Source organism: Mesorhizobium sp. 8, assembly GCF_006351905.1.
Classification (GTDB): Bacteria; Pseudomonadota; Alphaproteobacteria; order Rhizobiales; family Rhizobiaceae; genus Mesorhizobium; species Mesorhizobium composti.
Genome location: NZ_CP040914.1, coordinates 4,721,379 through 4,742,856, shown reverse-complemented (window position 1 = coordinate 4,742,856; position 21,478 = coordinate 4,721,379). Strand labels below are relative to the sequence as shown.

General features: G+C 62.2%; 19 protein-coding genes. 9 read left to right on the top strand and 10 right to left on the bottom strand.

Annotation, left to right across the window (positions count from 1 at the left end):
- Window positions 1-24: 24 nt before the first annotated feature.
- A complete protein-coding gene (locus FGU64_RS22820) occupies window positions 25-1,566 on the bottom strand; it encodes a helicase HerA-like C-terminal domain-containing protein (protein WP_139955158.1) in 1,542 nt (513 codons plus the stop codon).
- 183 nt (window positions 1,567-1,749) lie between these two features.
- Between FGU64_RS22820 and FGU64_RS22815 the strand changes: the two genes are divergently transcribed.
- The 4 genes from FGU64_RS22815 to FGU64_RS22800 all read left to right on the top strand — a co-directional run bounded on the left by FGU64_RS22815 (window position 1,750) and on the right by FGU64_RS22800 (window position 5,992).
- A complete protein-coding gene (locus FGU64_RS22815) occupies window positions 1,750-3,189 on the top strand; it encodes a methylmalonyl-CoA mutase subunit beta (RefSeq protein ID WP_139955157.1) in 1,440 nt (479 codons plus the stop codon).
- Between the two features lie 17 nt (window positions 3,190-3,206).
- Window positions 3,207-5,312, top strand: coding sequence for a methylmalonyl-CoA mutase (gene scpA, locus FGU64_RS22810; protein WP_246671393.1), 2,106 nt, complete (start codon window positions 3,207-3,209; stop codon window positions 5,310-5,312).
- 72 nt (window positions 5,313-5,384) lie between these two features.
- A complete protein-coding gene (locus FGU64_RS22805; RefSeq protein ID WP_136357882.1) occupies window positions 5,385-5,606 on the top strand; it encodes an AbrB/MazE/SpoVT family DNA-binding domain-containing protein in 222 nt (73 codons plus the stop codon).
- Window positions 5,603-5,992 carry a type II toxin-antitoxin system death-on-curing family toxin gene (locus tag FGU64_RS22800; protein ID WP_139955155.1) on the top strand — a complete coding sequence of 130 codons (390 nt, stop codon included), beginning with the start codon at window positions 5,603-5,605 and terminating at the stop codon, window positions 5,990-5,992. The genes FGU64_RS22805 and FGU64_RS22800 overlap by 4 nt, the downstream gene beginning before the upstream one ends.
- A 2-nt stretch (window positions 5,993-5,994) precedes the next feature.
- Here FGU64_RS22800 and greA read toward each other — a convergent pair whose 3' ends face one another.
- The gene (gene greA / locus FGU64_RS22795) at window positions 5,995-6,468 is read right to left on the bottom strand and encodes a transcription elongation factor GreA (protein ID WP_139955154.1); all 474 of its coding nucleotides are present in this window, start codon (window positions 6,466-6,468) and stop codon (window positions 5,995-5,997) included.
- Window positions 6,469-6,573: 105 nt separating this feature from the next.
- Here greA and FGU64_RS22790 point away from each other — a divergent pair, with 105 nt between their 5' ends.
- Window positions 6,574-7,950: a TIGR03808 family TAT-translocated repetitive protein gene (locus tag FGU64_RS22790; RefSeq protein WP_139955153.1), complete on the top strand. Its 1,377-nt coding sequence runs from the start codon at window positions 6,574-6,576 to the stop codon at window positions 7,948-7,950.
- Window positions 7,951-7,962: 12 nt separating this feature from the next.
- On the opposite strand, the gene FGU64_RS22785 is transcribed toward FGU64_RS22790, so the two are convergent.
- Genes FGU64_RS22785 through FGU64_RS22775 form a run of 3 tightly spaced genes read right to left on the bottom strand, consistent with a single transcriptional unit; the run spans window position 7,963 to window position 10,753 of the window.
- Complete coding sequence (locus FGU64_RS22785) at window positions 7,963-8,967, bottom strand: asparaginase (protein WP_139955152.1); 1,005 nt, start codon at window positions 8,965-8,967, stop codon at window positions 7,963-7,965.
- A gap of 31 nt (window positions 8,968-8,998) precedes the next feature.
- Complete coding sequence (locus tag FGU64_RS22780) at window positions 8,999-9,538, bottom strand: DUF488 domain-containing protein (RefSeq protein ID WP_246671197.1); 540 nt, start codon at window positions 9,536-9,538, stop codon at window positions 8,999-9,001.
- 48 nt (window positions 9,539-9,586) lie between these two features.
- Window positions 9,587-10,753, bottom strand: a complete 1,167-nt coding sequence (locus FGU64_RS22775; RefSeq protein WP_139955151.1) for an acetyl-CoA acetyltransferase — start codon at window positions 10,751-10,753, stop codon at window positions 9,587-9,589.
- A 180-nt stretch (window positions 10,754-10,933) separates the two neighbouring features.
- Between FGU64_RS22775 and betI the strand changes: the two genes are divergently transcribed.
- The 4 genes from betI to betB all read left to right on the top strand — a co-directional run bounded on the left by betI (window position 10,934) and on the right by betB (window position 16,335).
- A complete protein-coding gene (gene betI / locus FGU64_RS22770; protein ID WP_139955150.1) occupies window positions 10,934-11,527 on the top strand; it encodes a transcriptional regulator BetI in 594 nt (197 codons plus the stop codon).
- Window positions 11,524-13,050, top strand: a complete 1,527-nt coding sequence (gene betC / locus FGU64_RS22765; RefSeq protein WP_139955149.1) for a choline-sulfatase — start codon at window positions 11,524-11,526, stop codon at window positions 13,048-13,050. Before betI ends, betC begins: the two co-directional genes overlap by 4 nt.
- Before the next feature lies 1 nt (window position 13,051).
- Window positions 13,052-14,713, top strand: a complete 1,662-nt coding sequence (gene betA / locus FGU64_RS22760; protein WP_139955148.1) for a choline dehydrogenase — start codon at window positions 13,052-13,054, stop codon at window positions 14,711-14,713.
- 158 nt (window positions 14,714-14,871) lie between these two features.
- On the top strand, window positions 14,872-16,335 hold the full coding sequence (betB, locus tag FGU64_RS22755) for a betaine-aldehyde dehydrogenase (protein WP_139955147.1): 1,464 nt from the start codon (window positions 14,872-14,874) through the stop codon (window positions 16,333-16,335).
- 320 nt (window positions 16,336-16,655) lie between these two features.
- Here betB and FGU64_RS22750 read toward each other — a convergent pair whose 3' ends face one another.
- From FGU64_RS22750 to FGU64_RS22730, 5 genes are read right to left on the bottom strand one after another with little or no spacing between them, the layout of a single operon-like run.
- A complete protein-coding gene (locus FGU64_RS22750; RefSeq protein ID WP_210239052.1) occupies window positions 16,656-17,510 on the bottom strand; it encodes a hypothetical protein in 855 nt (284 codons plus the stop codon).
- Window positions 17,507-18,922 carry an O-antigen ligase family protein gene (locus tag FGU64_RS22745; RefSeq protein ID WP_139955146.1) on the bottom strand — a complete coding sequence of 472 codons (1,416 nt, stop codon included), beginning with the start codon at window positions 18,920-18,922 and terminating at the stop codon, window positions 17,507-17,509. The genes FGU64_RS22750 and FGU64_RS22745 overlap by 4 nt, the downstream gene beginning before the upstream one ends.
- A gap of 10 nt (window positions 18,923-18,932) precedes the next feature.
- Window positions 18,933-19,343, bottom strand: a complete 411-nt coding sequence (locus FGU64_RS22740) for a hypothetical protein (protein WP_139955145.1) — start codon at window positions 19,341-19,343, stop codon at window positions 18,933-18,935.
- A gap of 33 nt (window positions 19,344-19,376) precedes the next feature.
- The gene (locus FGU64_RS22735; protein WP_139955144.1) at window positions 19,377-21,053 is read right to left on the bottom strand and encodes a hypothetical protein; all 1,677 of its coding nucleotides are present in this window, start codon (window positions 21,051-21,053) and stop codon (window positions 19,377-19,379) included.
- 24 nt (window positions 21,054-21,077) lie between these two features.
- Window positions 21,078-21,395, bottom strand: a complete 318-nt coding sequence (locus FGU64_RS22730; RefSeq protein ID WP_139955143.1) for a hypothetical protein — start codon at window positions 21,393-21,395, stop codon at window positions 21,078-21,080.
- Between the last annotated feature and the right edge of the window lie 83 nt (window positions 21,396-21,478).

Genomic DNA, 21,478 nt, shown 5'->3' with positions numbered 1-21,478 from the left:
GGATACGCCGGCGCCTCAGCCCTGTTAGCGGCCGCGCGACAGGCTGCCCAGAATGCCGCGTACGATGGCGCGGCCAAGCGAAGAGCCGACCGAGCGCACCACCGACTTGATGGCGGCCTCGGTGACGGTCTGGCGGTTCGACGGGCGTGGCGCAGGGCGGCGAGGCTGGGACGGAGCCGGCGCGGAACCGCCACCGTCGAAATCCGGCAAGGTCCAGCGCGAGCCGCCGCTCTCCCGCGCCTTCTGTTCGGCCGCCTGCGCTTCGGAAGCCTTCTTCTGCAGCATCTCGAAGGCCGATTCGCGGTCGATCGTCTCGTCATATTGCCCGGCCACGGGACTGGCGGCGATCACTCTTTGCCGCTCCTGCGGCGTGATCGGCCCGAGCCGCGAGGACGGCGGCCTGATCAGCGTGCGTTGCACCATCGAGGGCACGCCCTTTTCCTGAAGCGTGGAAACCAGCGCCTCGCCGGTGCCGAGCTGGGTGATGGCCGTTGCGCAATCGAAATCCGGATTGGGCCGGAAGGTGTCGGCGGCGGTGCGCACCGCCTTCTGCTCGCGCGGCGTGTAGGCGCGTAGCGCGTGCTGCACCCGGTTGCCGAGCTGCGCCAGGACCGTTTCCGGCACGTCGAGCGGATTCTGGGTGACGAAATAGACACCGACGCCCTTCGAGCGAATCAGCCGCACGACCTGTTCGACGCGGTCGATCAGCGCCTTCGGCGCATCGTCGAACAGAAGGTGCGCCTCGTCGAAGAAGAAGACCAACCTCGGCTTGTCCGCATCGCCAACCTCGGGCAGCACCTCGAACAGTTCCGACATCAGCCACAGCAGGAAGGTGGCGTAGAGCCGCGGGTTCATCATCAGCTTGTCGGCGGCCAGCACGCTGATGGCACCACGGCCGTCGCGCGTGGTGCGCATGAGATCGGAAATGCGCAACGCCGGCTCGCCGAAGAAATTCGCCCCGCCCTGCTGTTCCAGAATCAGCAACGAGCGCTGGATGGCGCCGACCGACTGCTTGGTGACGTTGCCGTAGCGTGCGCCAATCTCGTCGGCGCGCCCGGCGATGTTGGCCAGCAAGGCCTGCAAGTCCTTCATGTCGAGCAGCAGCAGACCTTCCTCATCGGCGATGCGGAAGGCGATGTTCATGACGCCTTCCTGCGCCTCGGTGAGGTTCATCAGCCGCGACAGCAGTAGTGGTCCCATTTCCGAGACGGTGGCGCGGATGGGATGGCCCTGTTCGCCGAACAGGTCCCAGAAAATGACCGGGAATTCCTGGAATTCGTACGGATCGAGCCTGATTTCGCTGGCGCGCTTGAGAAGGAAATCCTGCGCCGTGCCCATCATGGCGATGCCGGACAGGTCGCCCTTCACGTCGGCACAGAACACCGGCACGCCGGCATTCGAAAAGCCTTCCGCCATGATCTGCAAGCTGACGGTCTTGCCGGTTCCGGTCGCGCCCGTCACGAGGCCGTGCCGGTTGCCGTAGCGCAGCAGCAGTTCCTCGGGCTTCTGGTAGCTGTCGTCCGGCTTGCGGCTCGCGCCCAGGAAAATGCCCGTGTCTTGCGCCATCTATTGGCCCTTCTGCCGTGCCGCCGCTCAAGGCCGGCGATTTGCCGCAGGGTATACTGACGCTCGTGTGAAAATCAAAGGCGCAGGCGCAACCTTCAGTGCCTTGGTTGCATTGCGATATGGTAACAGGAACCGTAGAGTGATGCCGTCCAGGCTGGTGCGGCCGGCAGACAGGAAGAACGGATGAGCGCCGAGGCCTCGATCGACATAGATGGGCAGAACACGGAGCGGAAGCGCTGGCTGGCGCTTGCCGAAAAAGCGCTGGCCGGCGCGTCCTTCGAGGACCGGCTGGTTTCCCACACCGACGACGGCATTCGCGTCGAACCGCTTTATGGCCGGGTGGTCGATGCCGCGCATTGCCTGCGTAACAATCCGGCACAACCATGGATCGTCAGCCAGCGAATCGACGACCCCGATGTGGACCGCGCCATCGCGCAGGCGAGCGAGGACCTTGCGCAGGGCGCCACTGGCCTGTCTCTCGTCTTCGAGGGCGCGCCGAACGCTTTCGGCTACGGCCTGCCCGGTACGCCACAGACGCTTGAGCGCGTTCTAGCGCAGGTCTCGCTCAACCAGGTTCACCTGAGGGTCGACGTCCATCCGGTCAGCCGCGCCATGGCGGACGAACTGGTGGCGGTGCTGACGAAGCGGCGCGCCGACCCCTCCAAGCTCAGCCTCTCCTTCGGCATCGATCCGGCGGCGATCTTCGCCGGCACCGGGCGGTTGCGCATGTCGATCGAGGCGCTGCAGGCGTCGATGCCGCAGTCGCTGGCGCACTTCTTCGCGCTCGGCGTTCCAGGCATCCTGCTGGAGGCGGATGGGCGCGTCTTCCACAATGCGGGGGCGACTGAAGCGCAGGAACTGGGCATCATGCTCGCCTCAGCTGTCTCTCACCTCAAGCTGTTCGAGGAGGCGCGCCAGGCGCTCGTCTATGCCGCGCCGCATATCGGTTTCGCCCTGTCGGTGGACCAGAACCAGTTCCTGTCCATGGCCAAGATCAGGGCGTTGCGGCGCCTGTGGGCGCGCATCCAGGAGGTCTGCTCCATTCCGGCATCCGCAGCCGAGGTCCATGCCGAGACGTCCTACCGGATGACGACGGCGAAAGATCCGGAGACCAACATCCTGCGCAATACGATCGCCTGCTTCGCCGCCGCCACGGGCGGTGCCGATTCGATCTCGATCCTGCCGCATACGATCGCGCATGGCCTGCCGGCCGGCTTTGCGCGCCGCGTCGCCCGCAACACGCAGCTTGTCATGGCGCGCGAGAGCCATATCGGCTTCGTCGCCGACCCCGCCGCCGGCTCGGGCGGCATCGAGGCGCTGACCGAGAGCCTGTGCGAAGCCGCATGGGAGGAGTTCCAGCGCATTGACGCCGAGGGCGGCGTTCTTGCCAGCCTGCGCGACGGTCACATCCAGACGCGGGTGAAAGCCGCGCGGGAAAGCCGCGCCGAGGCCCAGCGGGCGGGCGGCCGCCCCATCGTCGGCACCACCTTGCATCCGTTGCATGGCGAATCGCCGGTCGAAACGCTCCGCGCCGAAAAGCATGCCGCCCCGAACGACGGCGTGGTGTTCTGCGAGGCCATGGTGCCCATGCGTCTCGATCAGCAGATGAGTGAGACGCCATGATCCCTGATTTCAGCAATATGAAATGGGAAGAGTCGCACCGCGCCGCCAGCCTGTCCACCGGCGCGTCATGGCAGACGCCGGAAGGTATTCCGGTCAAGCCTCTCTATGGCGAATCCGACCTCAAGGGCCTGCCGGACCTCGATACGTACCCCGGCCTGCCGCCCTTTGTTCGCGGCCCCTATCCCACCATGTACGTCCAGCAGCCGTGGACGATCCGGCAATATGCCGGTTTCTCGACGGCCGAGGAATCGAACGCCTTCTATCGGCGCAACCTGGCCGCCGGTCAGAAAGGCCTGTCGATCGCCTTCGACCTCGCCACCCATCGCGGCTATGACAGCGATCATCCGCGCGTTGCCGGCGACGTCGGCATGGCGGGCGTGGCCATCGATTCCATCCTCGACATGCGCCAGCTTTTCGACGGCATCCCGCTCGACCAGATGACCGTTTCCATGACCATGAACGGCGCGGTCCTGCCGATCCTGGCGCTCTACATCGTGGCTGCCGAAGAACAGGGCGTGGCGCAGAAGGATCTCGCCGGAACCATTCAGAACGACATTCTGAAAGAGTTCATGGTGCGCAACACCTACATCTATCCGCCGAAGCCTTCGATGCGGATCGTGTCGGACATCTTCTCCTACACGTCGCGCAACATGCCGAAGTTCAACTCGATCTCGATTTCCGGCTACCACATGCAGGAAGCGGGAGCGACGGCGGACCTCGAACTTGCCTACACCATCGCCGACGGCATCGAATACACCCGGGCCGGCGTCGCCGCCGGGCTCGACATCGACCGCTTCGCGCCGCGCCTCTCCTTCTTCTGGGCGATCGGCATGAACTTCTTCATGGAAGTCGCCAAGCTGAGGGCCGCGCGCCTTTTGTGGTCGGAACTGATGGCGAAGAACTTTTCGCCGAAGGACCCGCGCTCGCTATCCCTGCGCACGCATTGCCAGACATCCGGCTGGTCGCTGACGGCGCAGGATCCCTACAACAACATCGTGCGCACCATGATCGAGGCGATGGCGGCGACTCAAGGGCACACGCAATCGCTGCACACCAATTCGTTCGACGAAGCGCTGGCACTGCCGACCGACCATTCGGCGCGCATCGCCCGCAACACGCAGATCATTCTGCAAAAGGAATCCGGCACGACGTGCATCATCGACCCGTGGGGTGGTTCGGCCTATGTCGAGCGGCTGACGCACGACCTCGCGCAGCTTGCCATGCGCCATATCGAGGAAGTCGAGAAGCTCGGCGGCATGGCGGCGGCGCTGGAAAAGGGCATTCCAAAGCTGCGCATCGAAGAGGCGGCGGCGCGCACGCAGGCCCGCATCGATTCCGGCGAGCAGACGCTGGTGGGCGTCAACGCCTTCCAGCCGGAAACGGACATCGAGGTCGACGTGCTCAAGATCGACAATGCCGAGGTCCGTGCCCGACAATTGTCGAAGCTGCAACAGCTGAAAGGCACGCGCGAGGTCGCCGCCGTCGAAAGCGCGCTGGACACCTTGACCCGCGCGGCACAAGGCAACGAGAATCTGCTGGAGTTCGCCATCCGCGCAGCGCGCGCCAAGGCGACGGTCGGTGAAATTTCCATGGCAATCGAAAAGGCCTTCGGCCGCCATGTCGCCACCGTGCAGACGATTTCCGGCGTCTACCGCAAGGCTCTCGGCGAGAACAAAAGCGTCGACCGGTTCGAGGAAAAGCTCTCGGCCTTCGAGAAGAAGACCGGCGGCAAGCCGCGCATCCTCGTCGCCAAGATGGGACAGGACGGCCACGACCGCGGTCAGAAGGTGATCGCCACCGCCTTCGCCGACCTCGGTTTCGACGTCACCGTCGGTGCTATGTTCCAGACGCCGGAGGAAATCGCCCGGCTGGCGGCGGAGAACGACGTGCACGTCGTCGGCGCCTCCTCGCTGGCCGCCGGCCATCTCACCCTCATTCCGGAACTGAAGGCGGCGCTGAAGAAGCTCGGCCGCGAGGATATTTTGATCGTCGCCGGCGGCGTCATCCCGCCGCAGGATTTCGACGCCGTGCGCGCCGCCGGAGCCGTCGAAATCTTCCCGCCCGGCACGGCGATCCCGGAAGCGGCGGAACGCCTGATCGAACGGCTGCTGACTGGGTCATGATGCCGTTATAATCATCGTTGCAACATTTGGCGCTTACCGTTATAATTGCCGTTACAACGTGAGATCGGTGTCATGAATACGACCATTCGCAAGATCGGCAATTCCGAAGGAATCATCCTGCCCAAGGAAATCCTCGAGCGCCTGAATCTGCGTGCCGGAGATACGTTGGAAGTGGCCGAAACGAAGAACGGTCTATCTCTGACGCCGGTCGACAATACTTTCGAGCGGCAGATGGCGGCCGCACGTGAGGTCATGGACAAATACAAGGTCGCGCTTCAGAAACTCGCAGAATGAGCTGGGAGTTTCTGACGCGGGCCGTTGTCGAGGCCTTCCATGCTGAACAACTACGTCGACACGGGGGCGCAGTTGGTTTGCGGGACGCAAATATCTTGGAGTCCGCCCTCGCCCGCCCCGAGAATAGGGCGACTTACGGCACGCCTACCGTTCATGAACTCGCTGCCGCCTATGTCTACGGACTTGCGCGCAACCACGCCTTCATTGACGGGAATAAACGCACGGCGATTGTCGCTGCGGGTGCTTTCCTGCTGCTGAACGGCTATGGGCTAACGGCGAACGACGCCGAGCTTTATACGTTCACAATGGGAATAGCCGCCGGCGAAATTGACGAGCCCGGCGCCACGGCATTCTTCCGGGACCACACTGTGCCGATAAAGCTGTAAGCTCACTCCCTCGTCGTCAGCCTGACGATTTCCCATTCCTTGCCGTTGACGGTGACGAGGTCGCCGGTGCTCTTGCCGAACAGCGCCTGGGCCATCGGTGAAACGTGCGAGATGGAGCCTTTGGCGGGATCGGCCTCGTCTTCGCCGACGATCTTCCAATGCACCTTGCCGCCGTCCTCGCCTTCGAGCGTGACCCCCATGCCGAAGCGCACGACATCGCTGTCGGCTTCGGGAACGGACAGTTCGGCGCTTTCACGGCGGGCCGTCCAGTAGCGCAGGTCACGCGAGGCCGTGGCCAGACGTTCCCGGTCTTCCTGCCGCTCGCCCTTGCCGAGTTCCTTGCGCAGCCTTTCCAGTTCGGCTTCAATCTGCGCCAGCCCGCGCTCCGTCACCAGGTTGCGGTGCGGGGAGATCGGCCGTTCGCCGATATCGGCAATAGCCTCGTTGTCTTCTTCGCGGGTGAAGGCTCTGCTCATGGCAGGAGCTTAGGCCGTCCCTCGACCCGCCACAAGCCATGCCGGGAAAGGCCGAAGCTGGCACGTTTCCTGCGCCGCGCAGACAAACCGCTGGAAACTGTGCCAATGTTGAACAGACGTGCCCTGCTTGCCGGTTGCGCCAGCCTTGCGGCAACCGGCTTTCCGCTTGCCCGGGCGGCGGCGAAGAGCCTTGGCACGATCGAAACCGCATCTTTGCGCGGCTCGATCAGCGCCACGGATCTGGGCGTGCGGCCCGGCACGTCCGACGACCAGAGCAAGGCGTTTTCGCGCATCCTGCATGACGCGGCCAAGCGTGACCAGCCGATCTTCCTGCCTGCCGGCACCTATGTCGTGTCCAATCTTTCGCTGCCCGGCCGCGTGCGCCTTTCCGGCGTGCCGGGCGCCACGCGCATCGTCTATGGTGGCGGCGGTCATTTCATGCGCGGAGAAAAACTCGAACATCTCGAATTCACCGGGCTGGTGCTGGACGGCGTCAACCAATGGCTGGCCGACTATACCGAGGGCCTGCTGGACTTGCGCGGCGCTGCTTTCCTTGCTGTCGACAAATGCAGCGTCACCGGCAGCGCCAAGAACGGGCTGGCATTGGAGCGGGCAGCCGGCCGCATAGAGCGCACGACCATATCCGGTGCCGCCGATGCCGGCATCTGGTCGGTCGAGGCAGCCGGACTCACCATTGCCGGCAACACGGTTTCGGATTGCGCCAACGGGGGTATCCTCGTGCATCGCTGGCAGGCGGCAGATGACGGAACGATGGTGACCGGCAACCGCGTCGAGCGCATCGGCGCGCGCAATGGCGGTACCGGGCAGAACGGCAACGGCATCAACGCCTTCCGCGCCGCCAACGTCGTCGTTTCAGGCAACCTCGTCTCGGATTGCGCCTTCTCGGCGATCCGCGCCAACAGCGCCAGCAACATCCAGATCAACGGCAACACCTGCTTGCGCTCCGGCGAAACGGGCCTCTATTCGGAGTTTTCCTTCGAGGGCGCAGTCATTGGCAACAACATCGTCGACGGCGCCGCCAACGGCATCTCCGTCGTCAATTTCAACGAAGGCGGCCGCATGGCGGTGTGTTCGGGCAACATCGTGCGCAACCTTTCCGCTACCGGCCCCTACCCTGCCGAAAACGGCGGCTTCGGCACCGGCATCAGTGTCGAGGCCGACACCACCGTCACCGGAAACGTCGTCGAGAACGCACCGCTTTCCGGCCTGCAACTCGGCTGGGGACCGTTCCTGCGCAACGTCGTCGCCAGTGGCAACGTCATTCGCAAGGCCGGAACTGGCATCATCGTCAGCGTCGTCGAGGGCGCCGGTTCGGCCATCATTTCGGACAATGTCATCGATGGCGCCCAGCATGGCGCCATCATCGGCCAGCGCTGGGCAGACCCGGTGACCGGCGACCTCGCGACGCTGGGCAATGCCGGCTACGCGCACCTGACGGTCGAGCGCAACCGTGTGAGTTGACGGCTGGGAGCCTCAGGCGAGCGCCCCGGCAGGACGCAATGCGCCGACCTTCAGGCCCTTGCGATTTTCCAAGGCCGGATTGGCGAGTTCCGTCAGCTTCGCCGCCAGTGTCCCGTCGGTCTTGAGCAATTTGCTCAGTACCGCCGCGACCATCACTTCTGCGCCGCGGCCGCCGCCGTCGTCGCATTTCAGCGAAATGCCGACGCCCAATTCCGGCACGGCGGCGCAGTAGACCCCTTCTGCGCCGGTCTTGACGAAGATGCGGCCGGGCGCGGCCAGCATCAGCGCGACGTCGGCGCGGCCCGTGCCGGCGACGAGGAACGGCTCGGCCATGCAGGCCTTGAGCAGCCGTTGCGCCGCCTTCGCGCGCTCGGGCGGCAAGCCCTTTCCCGTCACCATGCGGGCGAAGCCGAGAGCATAGCTGCGCAGGGGCACGGCATAGGTAGGGATGGAGCAGCCATCGGTGCCACGATGCTCGGCATCGTGGACGGCGCCGGTGACGCTCTCCATCGCCTCACGCACCATCTCCTGCTCAGGGTGGCCGGCCGCGACATAGCCGCGATGATCGATATCGAGATGGCGGCAGGTGCAGAGAAATCCCGAATGCTTGCCGGAGCAGTTGTTGTGCAGCGCGCCGGGCGAGCCGCCGGACCGGGCGAGCGCAATCGTCGCCTCGTGGTTCGAGGGCCAATGGATGCCGCATTCCAGCGCCGTTTCGTCCAGACCGGCCCGCACAAGCATTGAGCGAGCCAGTTCGACATGCTCCGGCTCACCGGAATGGGAGGCACAGGCCAGCGCCAGTTCCTTTTCGCCGAAACCGTAGGCGTCCGCCGCGCCGCTTTCGACGAAAGGCAACGCCTGGATCGCCTTGACGGCGGAGCGCGGGAAGACAGGACGTGCGGTGTCGCCGATCTCCAGCAGCGGCTTGCCGTCCGCGTCATAGACGGCCACCGCGCCGCGATGGGCGCTCTCGACCACATTGCCGCGGGTCACTTCGACCAGAACAGGGTTTGTCATCGTTCGAGCCCGGAAACGGAGATTGAGGACCTTATTCCTGCAACGGTTCGGCTGGATAGACAAGCCGGTCCGGCGGCTGGCAGCAGGCACCCGGCGTCATGGTGGCCGACTCCACGCGATCTTCACCCATGAGATGAAAAACCGTCTCGCCGCCACACAGCAGATAGTCCGCGACGATCCGACGATGGCAACGCCACCAGACGGCCTCCGAGCACATCATCACCGTTCGCCGCCGACGTCCGAGAGCGACGAGGGCTTCCAGGCCACTGCGGAAGCGCTCGCCCAGTGCATAGTCGGCGTAGTTATGAAAACTCCGGTTGATCCAGAAGGCGTTAGTCGTCTCGGGAACATCGCCTGCCTTACCGCGCAGCCCGCCGAGCTCGGCAATGTGCTCGTAGCCGATCTGGTAAGGTGCGAGGTTTTCACCCAGCACGTCCTTGTTGTATTGCGGATTGGTACGCGAGCGCGGCACGGTGCGAATATCGGCCACCATCTCCACCCCAGTGACCCGCAGGAGGTCGACGAATTCCGGGATCGTGCGGGTCGAATGGCCGACGGTGAAGAACGGCAAAACCGTTCCGGAGGAACCGGCCCTATGGTCCGGCACCGCAGTCCCGGCCTATCTGATCCGGTCCAGAATGGACACGTAGTTGGCCACCGCCGCGCCGCCCATGTTGAAGATGCCGCCGAGCTTCGCGCCCGGCACCTGGATGCCGCCGGCTTCGCCCGTCAGTTGCATGGCGGTGAGCACATGCATGGAAACGCCGGTAGCGCCGATCGGATGGCCTTTCGACTTCAGGCCGCCCGAAGGATTGACCGGCAGCTTGCCGTCCTTGGCGGTGTAGCCTTCCATGGCGAGTTTTGCGCCCTCGCCGCGTTTGGCGAGCCCCATCGCCTCATATTCGATCAGTTCGGCAATGGTGAAGCAGTCATGCGTCTCGACGAAGGAGAGGTCGCCGAGCGTCACGCCGGCCTTCTTCAGCGCCCTGCCCCACGCCTCCTCGCAGCCCTCGAACAGGAGGATGTCGCGCTTCGACATGGGCAAAAAGTCCTGCACATGCTCGTTGGCGCGGAAGGCGACGGCGCGGCGCATGCCAAGCGCCGTCGTCGAATCGGTCAGTACCAGCGCCGCCGCACCGTCCGATACCAGCGAGCAATCCGTACGCTTCAGGGGGCCGGCGACGAAGGGATTCTTCTCGCTCTCATGGCGGCAGAAATCATAGCCGAAATCCTTGCGCATCTGCGCATAGGGATTGTCGACGCCGTTCCTGTGGTTCTTCGCCGCGATCATCGCCAGCGCGTCCGACTGGTCGCCGTAGCGCTGGAAATAGGCCTGCGCGATCTTGCCGAAGACGCCGGCGAAACCCGCCGGTGTGTCGCCGTCCTCCGGCAGGTAGGAGGCTTTCAGAAGGTTCTTGCCGATCTCCGGACCGGGCGTCGTCGTCATCTGCTCGGCGCCGACCACCAGCACCACGCGGGCCGCATTGGCGTCAATGGAACGGATGCCCTGCCGCACCGCCGCCGAACCGGTGGCGCAGGCGTTCTCCACCCTTGTCGCCGGCTTGAAGCGCAACCGGTCGTCGGTCTGCAAAACGAGGCTGGCGGTAAAATCCTGGGCCGAGAAGCCGGCGTTGAAATGGCCGAGCACGATTTCGTCCACGTCGTCCGGCCCGATGCCGGCGTGCTCCAGCGCTTCGGCCGCCACCTTGGTGATCAAGCCCTCCAGCGTCTCGCCTTCCAGCTTGCCGAAGCGGGAATGCGCCCAGCCGACGATGCATGCGGTCATGACTGCCTCCTTCGCCGCGTCTTACAGGGCTACGGCGTGCCTTTGTTCAAATCTGAACCGTCTTCGCAGCCGCGTAAAGAGATTTCGCATATGCGAAGGCGATTGAATCGATTGAGCTGCCGCCGATGGGTTATTGATTGAGCAGTCAATAAAAAATAAACTGACAGCGGGAGGATCGCCATGCCAAAACTCGGAATGGAACCGGTACGCCGCAAGGCGCTGATCGACGCGACGATTTCGGCGATCGGCGAGCGCGGCTCGCTCAACGTCACCGTGTCGGAAATCGCCGAACGCGCCGGCGTGTCGTCAGCGCTGGCGCATCATTATTTCGGCCCGAAGGAAGAACTGCTGCTCGCCACGATGCGACAGCTGCTGGCCGATCTCGGCCGCGACAGCGTGGCAGCACTTCGCAAGGCGACGACACCGCGCCAGCGGCTGTCGGCCATCGCCGCCGTCAACTTCAACGCCGGCCAGTTCCGCGAGGAAACGGTGCATGCGTGGCTGGCCTTCTATGTCGAGGCGCAGAACTCGCTGCCGCTGCGCCGCCTGCTCAGCGTCTATGCGCGGCGGCTGCATTCCAACCTGATGAGCGGCCTTCTCCCGCTCGTTCCCCGTCGTGAAGCCGAGCGCATGGCCGAGGCGATCGCGGCGATGATCGACGGCCTCTACATCCGCCGCGCGCTGCGCGACGGCCTGCCGAACCCGGCGAGCGCGATTTCGCTGGTCGAAGACTATGTCGACGCCATGCTGGCGAAACAGGCTCCCCGCACATGACCGCCAAGCCGAATATCCTCATCGTCATGGTCGACCAGCTCAACGGGACGCTGTTCCCGGACGGGCCGGCCGACTTCCTGCATGCGCCGCACCTGAAGGCGCTGGCGGCGCGCTCGGCGCGGTTTTCCAACAACTACACCGCCTCGCCGCTGTGCGCGCCCGGCCGCGCCGCCTTCATGAGCGGGCAGTTGCCGTCGCGCACCGGCGTCTACGACAACGCCGCCGAGTTCCCCTCCTCCGTGCCGACCTTCGCGCATCACCTGCGCGCCGCCGGCTACCACACCTGCCTGTCCGGCAAGATGCACTTCGTCGGGCCGGACCAGTTGCACGGCTTCGAGGAGCGGCTGACCACCGACATCTATCCCGCCGATTTCGGCTGGACGCCCGACTACCGCAAGCCGGGCGAGCGCATCGACTGGTGGTATCACAACCTCGGTTCCGTCACCGGCGCGGGCGTCGCCGAAATCACCAACCAGATGGAATACGACGACGAAGTCGCCTTCCACGCCGTGCAGAAGCTCTACGACCTGTCGCGCGCCTCCGACGATACCGCGCGCAGGCCGTGGTGCCTGACCGTCTCCTTCACCCATCCGCATGACCCGTATGTTGCCCGGCGCCAATACTGGGACCTCTACGAGGACTGCCCGGCGCTGGAGCCGGAGGTCGGCTTCATCCCCTATGAAAGCCAGGACCCGCATTCGCAGCGGCTCTACAAGGCGAGCGACTACGATAGCTTCGACATCAGGCCCGAGCAGGTCCGGCGCGCACGGCGCGGCTATTTCGCCAACATCTCCTATCTCGACGACAAGGTGGGTGAACTGGTCTCGGTGCTGGAACGCACGCGGATGCTGGACGACACCATCGTCCTGTTCTGCTCCGACCACGGCGACATGCTGGGCGAGCGCGGCCTGTGGTTCAAGATGTGCTTCTTCGAGGGCGCGGCGCGCGTGCCGCTGATGATCGCCGGCAGGGGCATATCGGCCGGGCGGATCGATAAGCCGGTGTCGAACCTCGACGTGACGCCGACGCTGTGCGATCTCGCCGGCATCGATATCGAAGCGATCATGCCGTGGACGGACGGTCAGTCGCTGAAGCCGCTGCTCGACGGCAGGACGCGCGAAGCACCGGTGCTGATGGAATATGCCGCCGAGGGCAGCTATGCGCCGCTGGTCGGCATCCGTGAGGGCAGATACAAGTTCGTCCATTGCGAACTCGACCCGCCGCAGCTTTTCGACCTCGAAGCCGACCCCTACGAGCGGACCAACCTCGCCGCCGATCCGGCCCATGCGGCGCTGGTCGAAAGTTTCATGGAAAAGGTTCGCGCGCGCTGGAACATGGCCGGCTTCGACGCCGCCGTACGCGCCAGCCAGGCACGCCGCTGGGTGGTCTATCCGGCGCTGCGCAACGGCGCCTACTACCCTTGGGAATTCCAGCCGCTGCAAAAGGCGTCCGAGCGCTACATGCGCAACCACATGAACCTCGACACGCTCGAGGGCGAGAAGCGCTTTCCGCGGGGCGAATAACATGAACGTTCTCGCGGAAGCGGATTTCGTCATCATCGGCTCGGGCTCGGCCGGCTCGGCCATGGCCTATCGCCTGTCCGAGGACGGCAAGCATTCCGTCATCGTCATCGAATACGGCGGCACCGACGCCGGGCCGCTGATCCAGATGCCGTCGGCTCTGTCGATCCCGCTCAACATGCCGCTCTACGACTGGGGCTTTGCCAGCGAACCGGAGCCGCATCTCGGCGGCCGGGTGCTGGCGACGCCGCGCGGCAAGGTGCTGGGCGGCTCCTCCTCCATCAACGGCATGGTCTATGTGCGCGGCCATGCGCATGACTTCGACCATTGGGCCGAGCAGGGCGCTGCCGGCTGGAGTTACGCCGACGTGCTGCCCTACTTCAAACGCATGGAGCATTCGCACGGCGGCGAGGACGGCTGGCGCGGCACCGACGGGCCGCTGCACGTCCAGCGCGGCCAGCGCCGCAATCCGCTCTATGCCGCCTTCGTCGAAGCCGGGCGCCAGGCCGGCTTCGAGCTGACCGACGACTACAACGGCGCCAAGCAGGAAGGTTTCGGGCCGATGGAGCAGACCATCCACAACGGTCGCCGCTGGTCTACCGCCAACGCTTATCTGAGGCCTGCGCTCAAGCGGCAGAATGTGAGTCTCGTCAAGGGCTTCGCCCGGCGCGTGGTGATCGAGAATCAACGCGCCGTCGGCGTCGAGATCGAGGCTCACAAAAAGATTCAACTCGTTAAGGCAAGACGCGAAGTCATCGTCGCCGCCTCGTCCATCAACTCACCGAAGATCCTGATGCTGTCCGGCATCGGTCCGGCCGCGCACCTCAGGGAAAACGGCATAGAAGTGATCGCCGATCGTCCCGGCGTCGGCACCAACCTGCAGGACCACCTCGAACTCTACATCCAGCAGGAATCGACCCAGCCGATCACGCTGAACTCGGTGCTCAATCCATTCTCCAAGGCGCTGATCGGCGCGCGCTGGCTGTTCTTCAAGAACGGGCTCGGCGCCACCAACCATTTCGAGGCCGCCGCCTTCGTGCGCTCGGCCGCCGGTATCGATTACCCCGACATCCAGTACCACTTCATCCCGGCGGCAGTGCGCTACGACGGCAAGGCCGTTGCCAGGACGCACGGTTTCCAGGCGCATGTCGGGCCGATGCGGTCCAAGTCGCGCGGCAGCGTTGCGCTGCGCTCGCCGGATGCATGGGCCAAGCCGGTCATCCGTTTCAACTACATGGCGCATCCGGACGACTGGACCGAGTTCCGCCATTGCATCCGGCTCACCCGCGAAATCTTCGGCCAGGCCGCCTTCGATGCCTATCGCGGCAGGGAGATTTCGCCCGGCAGCCATGTGCAGAGCGACGAGGACCTCGACGCCTTCATCCGCGACCATGCGGAGAGCGCGCTGCATCCCTGCGGCACCTGCCGCATGGGCCGCACCGACGACAGGACGAGCGTGGTCGATCCCGAATGCCGGGTGATCGGCGTGGAAGCGCTGCGCGTGGCGGATTCCTCCATCTTCCCGCGCGTCACCAACGGCAACCTCAATGCGCCGTCGATCATGACCGGCGAGAAGGCCGCCGACCACATCCTCGGCCGCACGCCGCTCGCGTCGTCGAACCAGGAGCCGTGGATCAACCCGCGCTGGCGGGACAGCGACAGATAACTTGCGCGGACAGTGCCACTCCTCATCCGTCTGCCGGCACCTTCTCCCCGTATAGAGACGGGAGAAGGGGCAGCCGCAGCGTTGATGATCCCCTCTCCCCGTTCTTGCGGGGAGAGGGTAAGGGTGAGGGGCAGCGCCGACAAATCCGGAGAAAACCCATGCGTGCCCAGCCCGCGGCCTCGCACTACATCAACGGCCGCTATGTCGATGACGAACAGGGCATGGCGCTGCCGGTGATCTATCCGGCCACAGGCGAGGTCATCGCCAGCCTGCATTCGGCGACGCCGAACATCGTCGAACTGGCGATTGAGGCGGCGCGCGCGGCGCAGCCGGCATGGGCACGGCTGAAGCCGGTGGAGCGCGGCCGCATCCTGCGCCGCGCCGCCGATATACTGCGCGCCCGCAACGAGGAACTGGCGCGGCTGGAGACGCTCGACACCGGCAAGCCGCTGCAGGAGACGCTGGTGGCCGACGCGCCGTCCGCCGCAGACTGTCTGGAGTATCTCGGCGGCGCCGTCGCTGCCTTCAACGGCGAGTTCGTCGATCTTGGCGGACCCTTCGCCTACACACGGCGCGAGGCGCTGGGCGTCTGCGTCGGGATCGGCGCCTGGAACTATCCGATCCAGATCGCCGGCTGGAAGTCCGCTCCGGCGCTCGCAATGGGCAACGCGATGGTCTTCAAGCCCTCGGAGAACACGCCGCTTTCGGCGCTGGCGCTGGCCGAGATCTATACCGAGGCCGGCCTGCCGGACGGTTTGTTCAACGTCGTGCAGGGTTTTGGCGACGTCGGCGCCACTCTGGTCGAGCATGAGGTGACGGCCAAGGTCTCGGTCACAGGCTCGGTGCCGACCGGCCGCCGGGTGCTGGCGCTCGCCGGCTCGAAGATGAAGCACGCGACGATGGAACTCGGCGGCAAGTCGCCACTGATCGTCTTCGACGACGCCGATATCGAAAACGCCATCGGCGGCGCCATGCTGGGCAACTTCTATTCGGCCGGGCAGGTCTGCTCGAACGGCACCCGCGTCTTCGTGCAGAAAGGCATTCACGACCGCTTCGTGGAGCGGCTGGTCGAACGCGCCAAGACCATCCGGCTCGGCGATCCGCTCGACCCCGACACACAGATGGGACCGCTGGTCAACAAGGCGCAGCACGACAAGGTCATGTCCTATATCGGCATCGGCCGCGAGGAAGGTGCAACGCTCGCCTGCGGCGGCGGCGTTCCGAGCCTGCAAGGCTTCGAAGGCGGCTTTTTCGTCGAGCCGACGGTCTTCACCGGCGTCACCGATTCCATGCGCATTGCGCGCGAGGAAATCTTCGGGCCGGTGATGAGCGTCCTGTCCTTCGACCATGAAGACGAAGTAATAGAGCGCGCCAACGCCACCGAGTTCGGCCTCGCCGCCGGCGTCTTCACGCGCGACCTGTCGCGCGCCCACCGTGTGATTTCCGAATTGCAGGCCGGCACCTGCTGGATCAACGCCTACAACCTGACGCCGGTCGAGATTCCCTTCGGCGGCTACAAGCAGTCCGGCATCGGCCGAGAGAATTCGCTGGCGGCCCTCGATCATTATTCGCAGATCAAGACGGTCTATGTCGAAACGGGCGACGTCGCCAGCCCCTACTGACCGGCGTCCGCGCTGTAATCCAGCTTTATTGTGTGCCAGGTGCCCGCCTTCGACCGTGCGGAAGATAATGCGACGCACCAGATCAACCGCTCACGAACAGTGCTTCCGATCCACCGGGGCGACTTCAATTTCTTAATTCTACGCATGTCTCCCGAAAGCAGTTCCCATTTTCGGGAGACATGCTCCGGGCGCTGATCAAAGGCTGTCGCAATGGCGGCCGGTACTTCATCGACTACCCGCTTGAACGCAAGCTCAGCGTGACCGAGGCACTTTCCGTCAACATCAACGGGCCTTCTTTCCTGAACATATAGAAGCTTTGATCAGATACTGGATTGAGTCGCCGCCTGATCCAGTGCCTGATAGCTCGGGCGATGTGCCGTCCTGTAATGGTTGAGATGGAAGCGACCTGGCTCATATAATTGCTCAGCGGTGAACGGACCGGCGAACTTGTCACCGATGAGATCGGATCGAACAAAGAACGCATTATTGCCGGTCAGGCTACACCCGACGAGAGAGTAGCCGCGCTCCCTCAACGCGCGTTCGAGGAACGCCAGGGACGCGCCATAGGCGTCCCCGCCGCGCCAAACGTGCTTCTCATTGTAGGGCATACAGTATTCGACAGGGGGTGGGAATTTCGCATTGTATTCAAAAACAATGACGCGCGGCTGAATGCTCTTGATGGCCGAATAGACCTCGAAATCGTTGCCGTCGATATCGACGGACAGGAAGTCAATTTCGCCGGCAATACCCGCACCAACGATCAATCCGTCTATGTTGTCGCGAGTGATGAAAGACTGGAGAACCTTCAAACGGCCAGAGTCGATCAGCGATGGAAGTCCGGACTTAATTGCATTGACATGTTCGCCGGAGCCTTCGATCCAGAGGCCGTTCCATCCTCCCAAAAGAAGGGCAGCGGAGTTGTTTTCGATGCCGCTGCCCGCACCGAATTCGACGAAGGTTCGGCTACCCCTCCCGATGCGGCGGAAAATTTCGGCAATGATGCCGTCTTCGTCGCCCTGGGAATAGATTTTATAGCCTGATTGAGCGAGGTGTTTTGGATCTGCATAACGCGGCAATGCGCGCAATTCCCGATACTCTCGCTCCAAAGCTGCGTTGTTGGTAGCGCTGAAGCTCAAATAAAGATTGTAAAGTGCTCTTTTGACTGCAGGAATCAAGATGCGAGCTCCGTATCTTGTCGTTTGTTTTCCAACCAAAAAAGTGAGAGTAACAGCCACGCAAAAGGAAAGAAAAAGCGCGTTTGCGTACTCAGATGAATCAGTCCCGCCATATAAGCGAATAAAAATACATACTTGCTCGGCAGAGTGGAGCGCGCGATGTGGATTCCCACGAACAAGAGAAAGAGGCCAAGAAAGCCGGCGCCAACAACACCGCTTTCCAGGAATGCGGCGATATAGAAGTTGAGCGAGCTTGACGTCCCGGTTGATGAATTGTAGCCAGGTCCCCAACCGAGAAAAGGCTTCTCGATAGCTTTGGAAATATCGCGCTTCCAAATTTGATATCGAGACATCGAGTTTTCGGCGCCATTTTCGCTGTGGATCTGCGCCAGGGAATTTTCGGTTGCATCAAGCGCTGCTTGGACCCTCACAACTTCTGTCTCGTCGCCGGCCTGCTCCGCCACAGACTGACGATTGGTCAATACCTCTTTCTGTGCGAGAATTTGCGTTTGCATATCACGATAGCCATAGATCGCCTGCGAAATCGGCTTCATGCCTACATAGTCAAGGCAGGGAATCAGCGACGGAGCCGGGATCGTAATTACGATAACCGCTATCACGGCCACCAGGGTAACCAGCCAAGCACTACCAACCGAGATGATATTCCGCCGCCAAATCGAGAGACGTGGCCTGTCAAAAAGTATAACGTAGGCAAATACGCCGACTGCAGAAGCGAGACATGCGACCAGTGCAGAAGTCGACCAAGTGACAACCGCCGCCAGAGCAAGCAACACAGCGAAGGCAATACGGAATATCCATGTGATGGATTGCTTCCAGACATACCATATTGCGACGACGCCTAAAGTACTTAGATACCAAGCGACATAAGTAGGCTCGATCGAGAGCCCATAAGAACGAGGAATGTCAAAGCCGCAGACTGCCACCGGCGGATTAATAAAGGGAAGGCGGAGAAGCGGATTGGCTCCGTAAATGTACCGGGAGAAAAATTCGGTTACTGCGATGGCGGACAGCGCTCCGCAGCCGATAACGTTGGAGCGCTGTATAAAATCTCTCCAGCCGAACACGGAAATGGCGTTACGCAAGAGAATGGTCATGAAAATGAAGGTAAACCCATAGAGCCCGACATATGTGACCGATTTGCTGTTCGGGTGAAGGGCGGCAGACATGACAACGAGAGCCGTGAAGACTATCGCGAACCAGTCGAACCACTTCGTCTCCCGAATGATGATGAAAGGCTTCGGCAGAAAAACCATCGAGAGGATCACGAAAGGATACACGGCAAGGTAAAGACCAAGCGATTCGTTGCGAATGGCGATGTTGTTGACGCTGGCGGTGACGAAAGCTACCGCGACCAGCCAGTTGAAGGTCGCTACAGAATAATTCCGAAGCATGGATGGTCTTTCAATAGGGTTCGACTGGAGCCTTATCGGCTGTCACGCCGCTGTAGGGGCCTTGTTTGATCTCAAAAAAGCGCGTGCCCTCGATCGTCGAAAGAGCATGCCCGCCTCTGATCTGAATCATCCCCATTCCCGGCTCTAGGCTTGCATTGTCCAATATCTTACCGTCGCAATCGAGGAATTTGACGTCCATTCTTCCGGCGAAAACGTAGATAAATTCGGATGTGCCCACAATCGCACGCTCAATCGGCAAGTGGACATGGGGCATGAAGACCCTTCCTTCGGCATTTACGCCTACGCTAAATTGAAGTGGGAATTCAGCAGGCGTCGGAAAAGTCGTCTTATCCACGGCGGTTGTGTCGTAAACATGGGCGATCACGTCCCCGCCTTGATCAAGAATTTCTTTTACGAGCATGTCCAGTCTGCCTTCCACCGCGCGAGAGGAATTCTATTCCCTCGACGATCTTGCGCCGTCACGACTTATTCGGACTTGCCAGAGAAGGACAGCCGAAATCGATGGAATTATGCCAAATTTTATCGTATCGACGACAAAAGTAAGCATTTCCTTTTCAATGTAGAGCGACCTTTCCAAGAGGTACGCTCCCAACATGAAGGCACCAAGACGGGTCGTGCGTCCCAGCACCGAGTCAATGCAACCGAGCGTAACCCCGATCAGGACACCGGCGAGAATGAAGCCAGCAAGAAAGAAATTGGCGTAGGCATCCGTGAGGATCGATGACGGAGTATCCGCGATTGTCGTACCGAGATAGCGACTGGCGATGTAGACTTTGGGGTTTGTACGCAGGTTTTGCTTGATCTCTCGGTACTTCCCGCGATCCGTGAAGAAGTAGTAGTAAAGGCTCAACGGCTGTATCCAGAACGAACCGTAGCCAAAGCCAGTTTGAATCGCTGGCCGCGTGATATTGACCACAAGGTCAAGGCTGTTCAGCCGACCGTCCCACGGGCGCTCGATACCCTGTGTCAGGACTTTTTTTGCCAAGGCTAGTTCCGCCTCATCGCGTGAAAGCGACGAGTTGGCCTCAGGATCGGCAGGATCGCGGACCCGTTTTTTGATCATTCCGGTGATCGTGCGCGGGTTCGCTCCACCGCAGATATTCGGATTCTCGCGACCGCGAAGATAGACCTCCATCGGAGTCTCAAACGGGTTGAGTACCGAGAGACTGACGCAACCCAAGATGTCTTTTTGATTTCGAATCTGTTTGGTTACCGTGAAGCCATATATGACCAGTATCATCACCGCGAGCATGGCGACCAATGCATAACGTCTCGTGTGGATCGAGAGCCGTACGGAATAGCCGGCGGTGATGCAGAGACAGAGGATCAGAATGGCGCTCTGGAACCGGTTATTGAACAGGACGAAGGCGAAATAAAGGGCGAGCACAGGGAACAGAACCGCCATCGTATAAAGCCGCAGAGCCCGTCGTTCTCGTACCGTAAACAGGATCGCGGTCAGCACACACAGAAGCGAAGTTGCGTTCTCACTGAAGGACCGATGGATCACCAGCGCATGGATCGGCATCGACAGGCTTCGTTCAACCAACCGCTCGAAGCCGATGCGCCGGAAGAATAGGTCATTCTCGATAGTGAAGTAGCCGAATAGCAGGGCGTAGGCAGCCACGCCTGTCACGAAAAGTGCAATGGGAATGGTCGGCTCCACGGGAATACGAACAGTGGGGACCTCGGTCCGCAGTCGTATATATTCGGCTACGACTACGGCGGTGCCGATAAAGAGAATCAGTGCAGCCAGCGAGAGCCCGATATAGAGGCCTATGCTCTCTCGCGTTTTCCATGCATGCAGAAGCGGGAAGATGACTGTCAGTGGGATCGCAATTGCCACATAGGCAACGAGCGCAAGGCGCTGTGATATTCCGCTCAGGGCTTCATCGAACGGTCTTCGCGGCATTTTCCGCTTCCCAATCTCAGGTTGGTAGCAGGTATGGCGAGACATGTCATCGCCGGCACAATCGCCGCCGGTAACAAAGCCAAGTGCGCCGACACGAACTGCGAACTTCTCGGCGAGTGGAGACGGCCCGCCGTTGGAAGGCCCCATGCCTAAGCAGTTGCCGTTACAGCCGGAGACCATCGGCTGATTGCGTGGCTCCATTTGTGACTCGGCATTTCCACGATCCTATTGACCAATGTCGCAAGCGCGATGGTCACCGGAATTTGGATCAACAGCGTTAGATGAAAAAGCCAGTCGCGTAAGTGGCCAAAGACGAACGAGGCGCGCCAAAGCGAAGCGCGGAACCCAATATCGCGTGCCCGCCATCTTTTGCAGCGAGATCGGGATCACGAAGCCGCTGATCAGGAGGAACAGTGCGACGCCGAAAGGTCCCCCATATAGGCCGGGAACCCACAGATAGAGGTGAGGCATGATCGCCGCGAACGGGTTGACGCCAAGATCGGCCCCCGAATCGACCATTGAGAAGGCCGAACGAAGCGACATAGTGGTCGATCATGATAACGCCGCAACGCCTCGAAGCGCGCTCGCGAACTCCTCCCGTTGCGGCTTTGTCGCGCCCATACCGC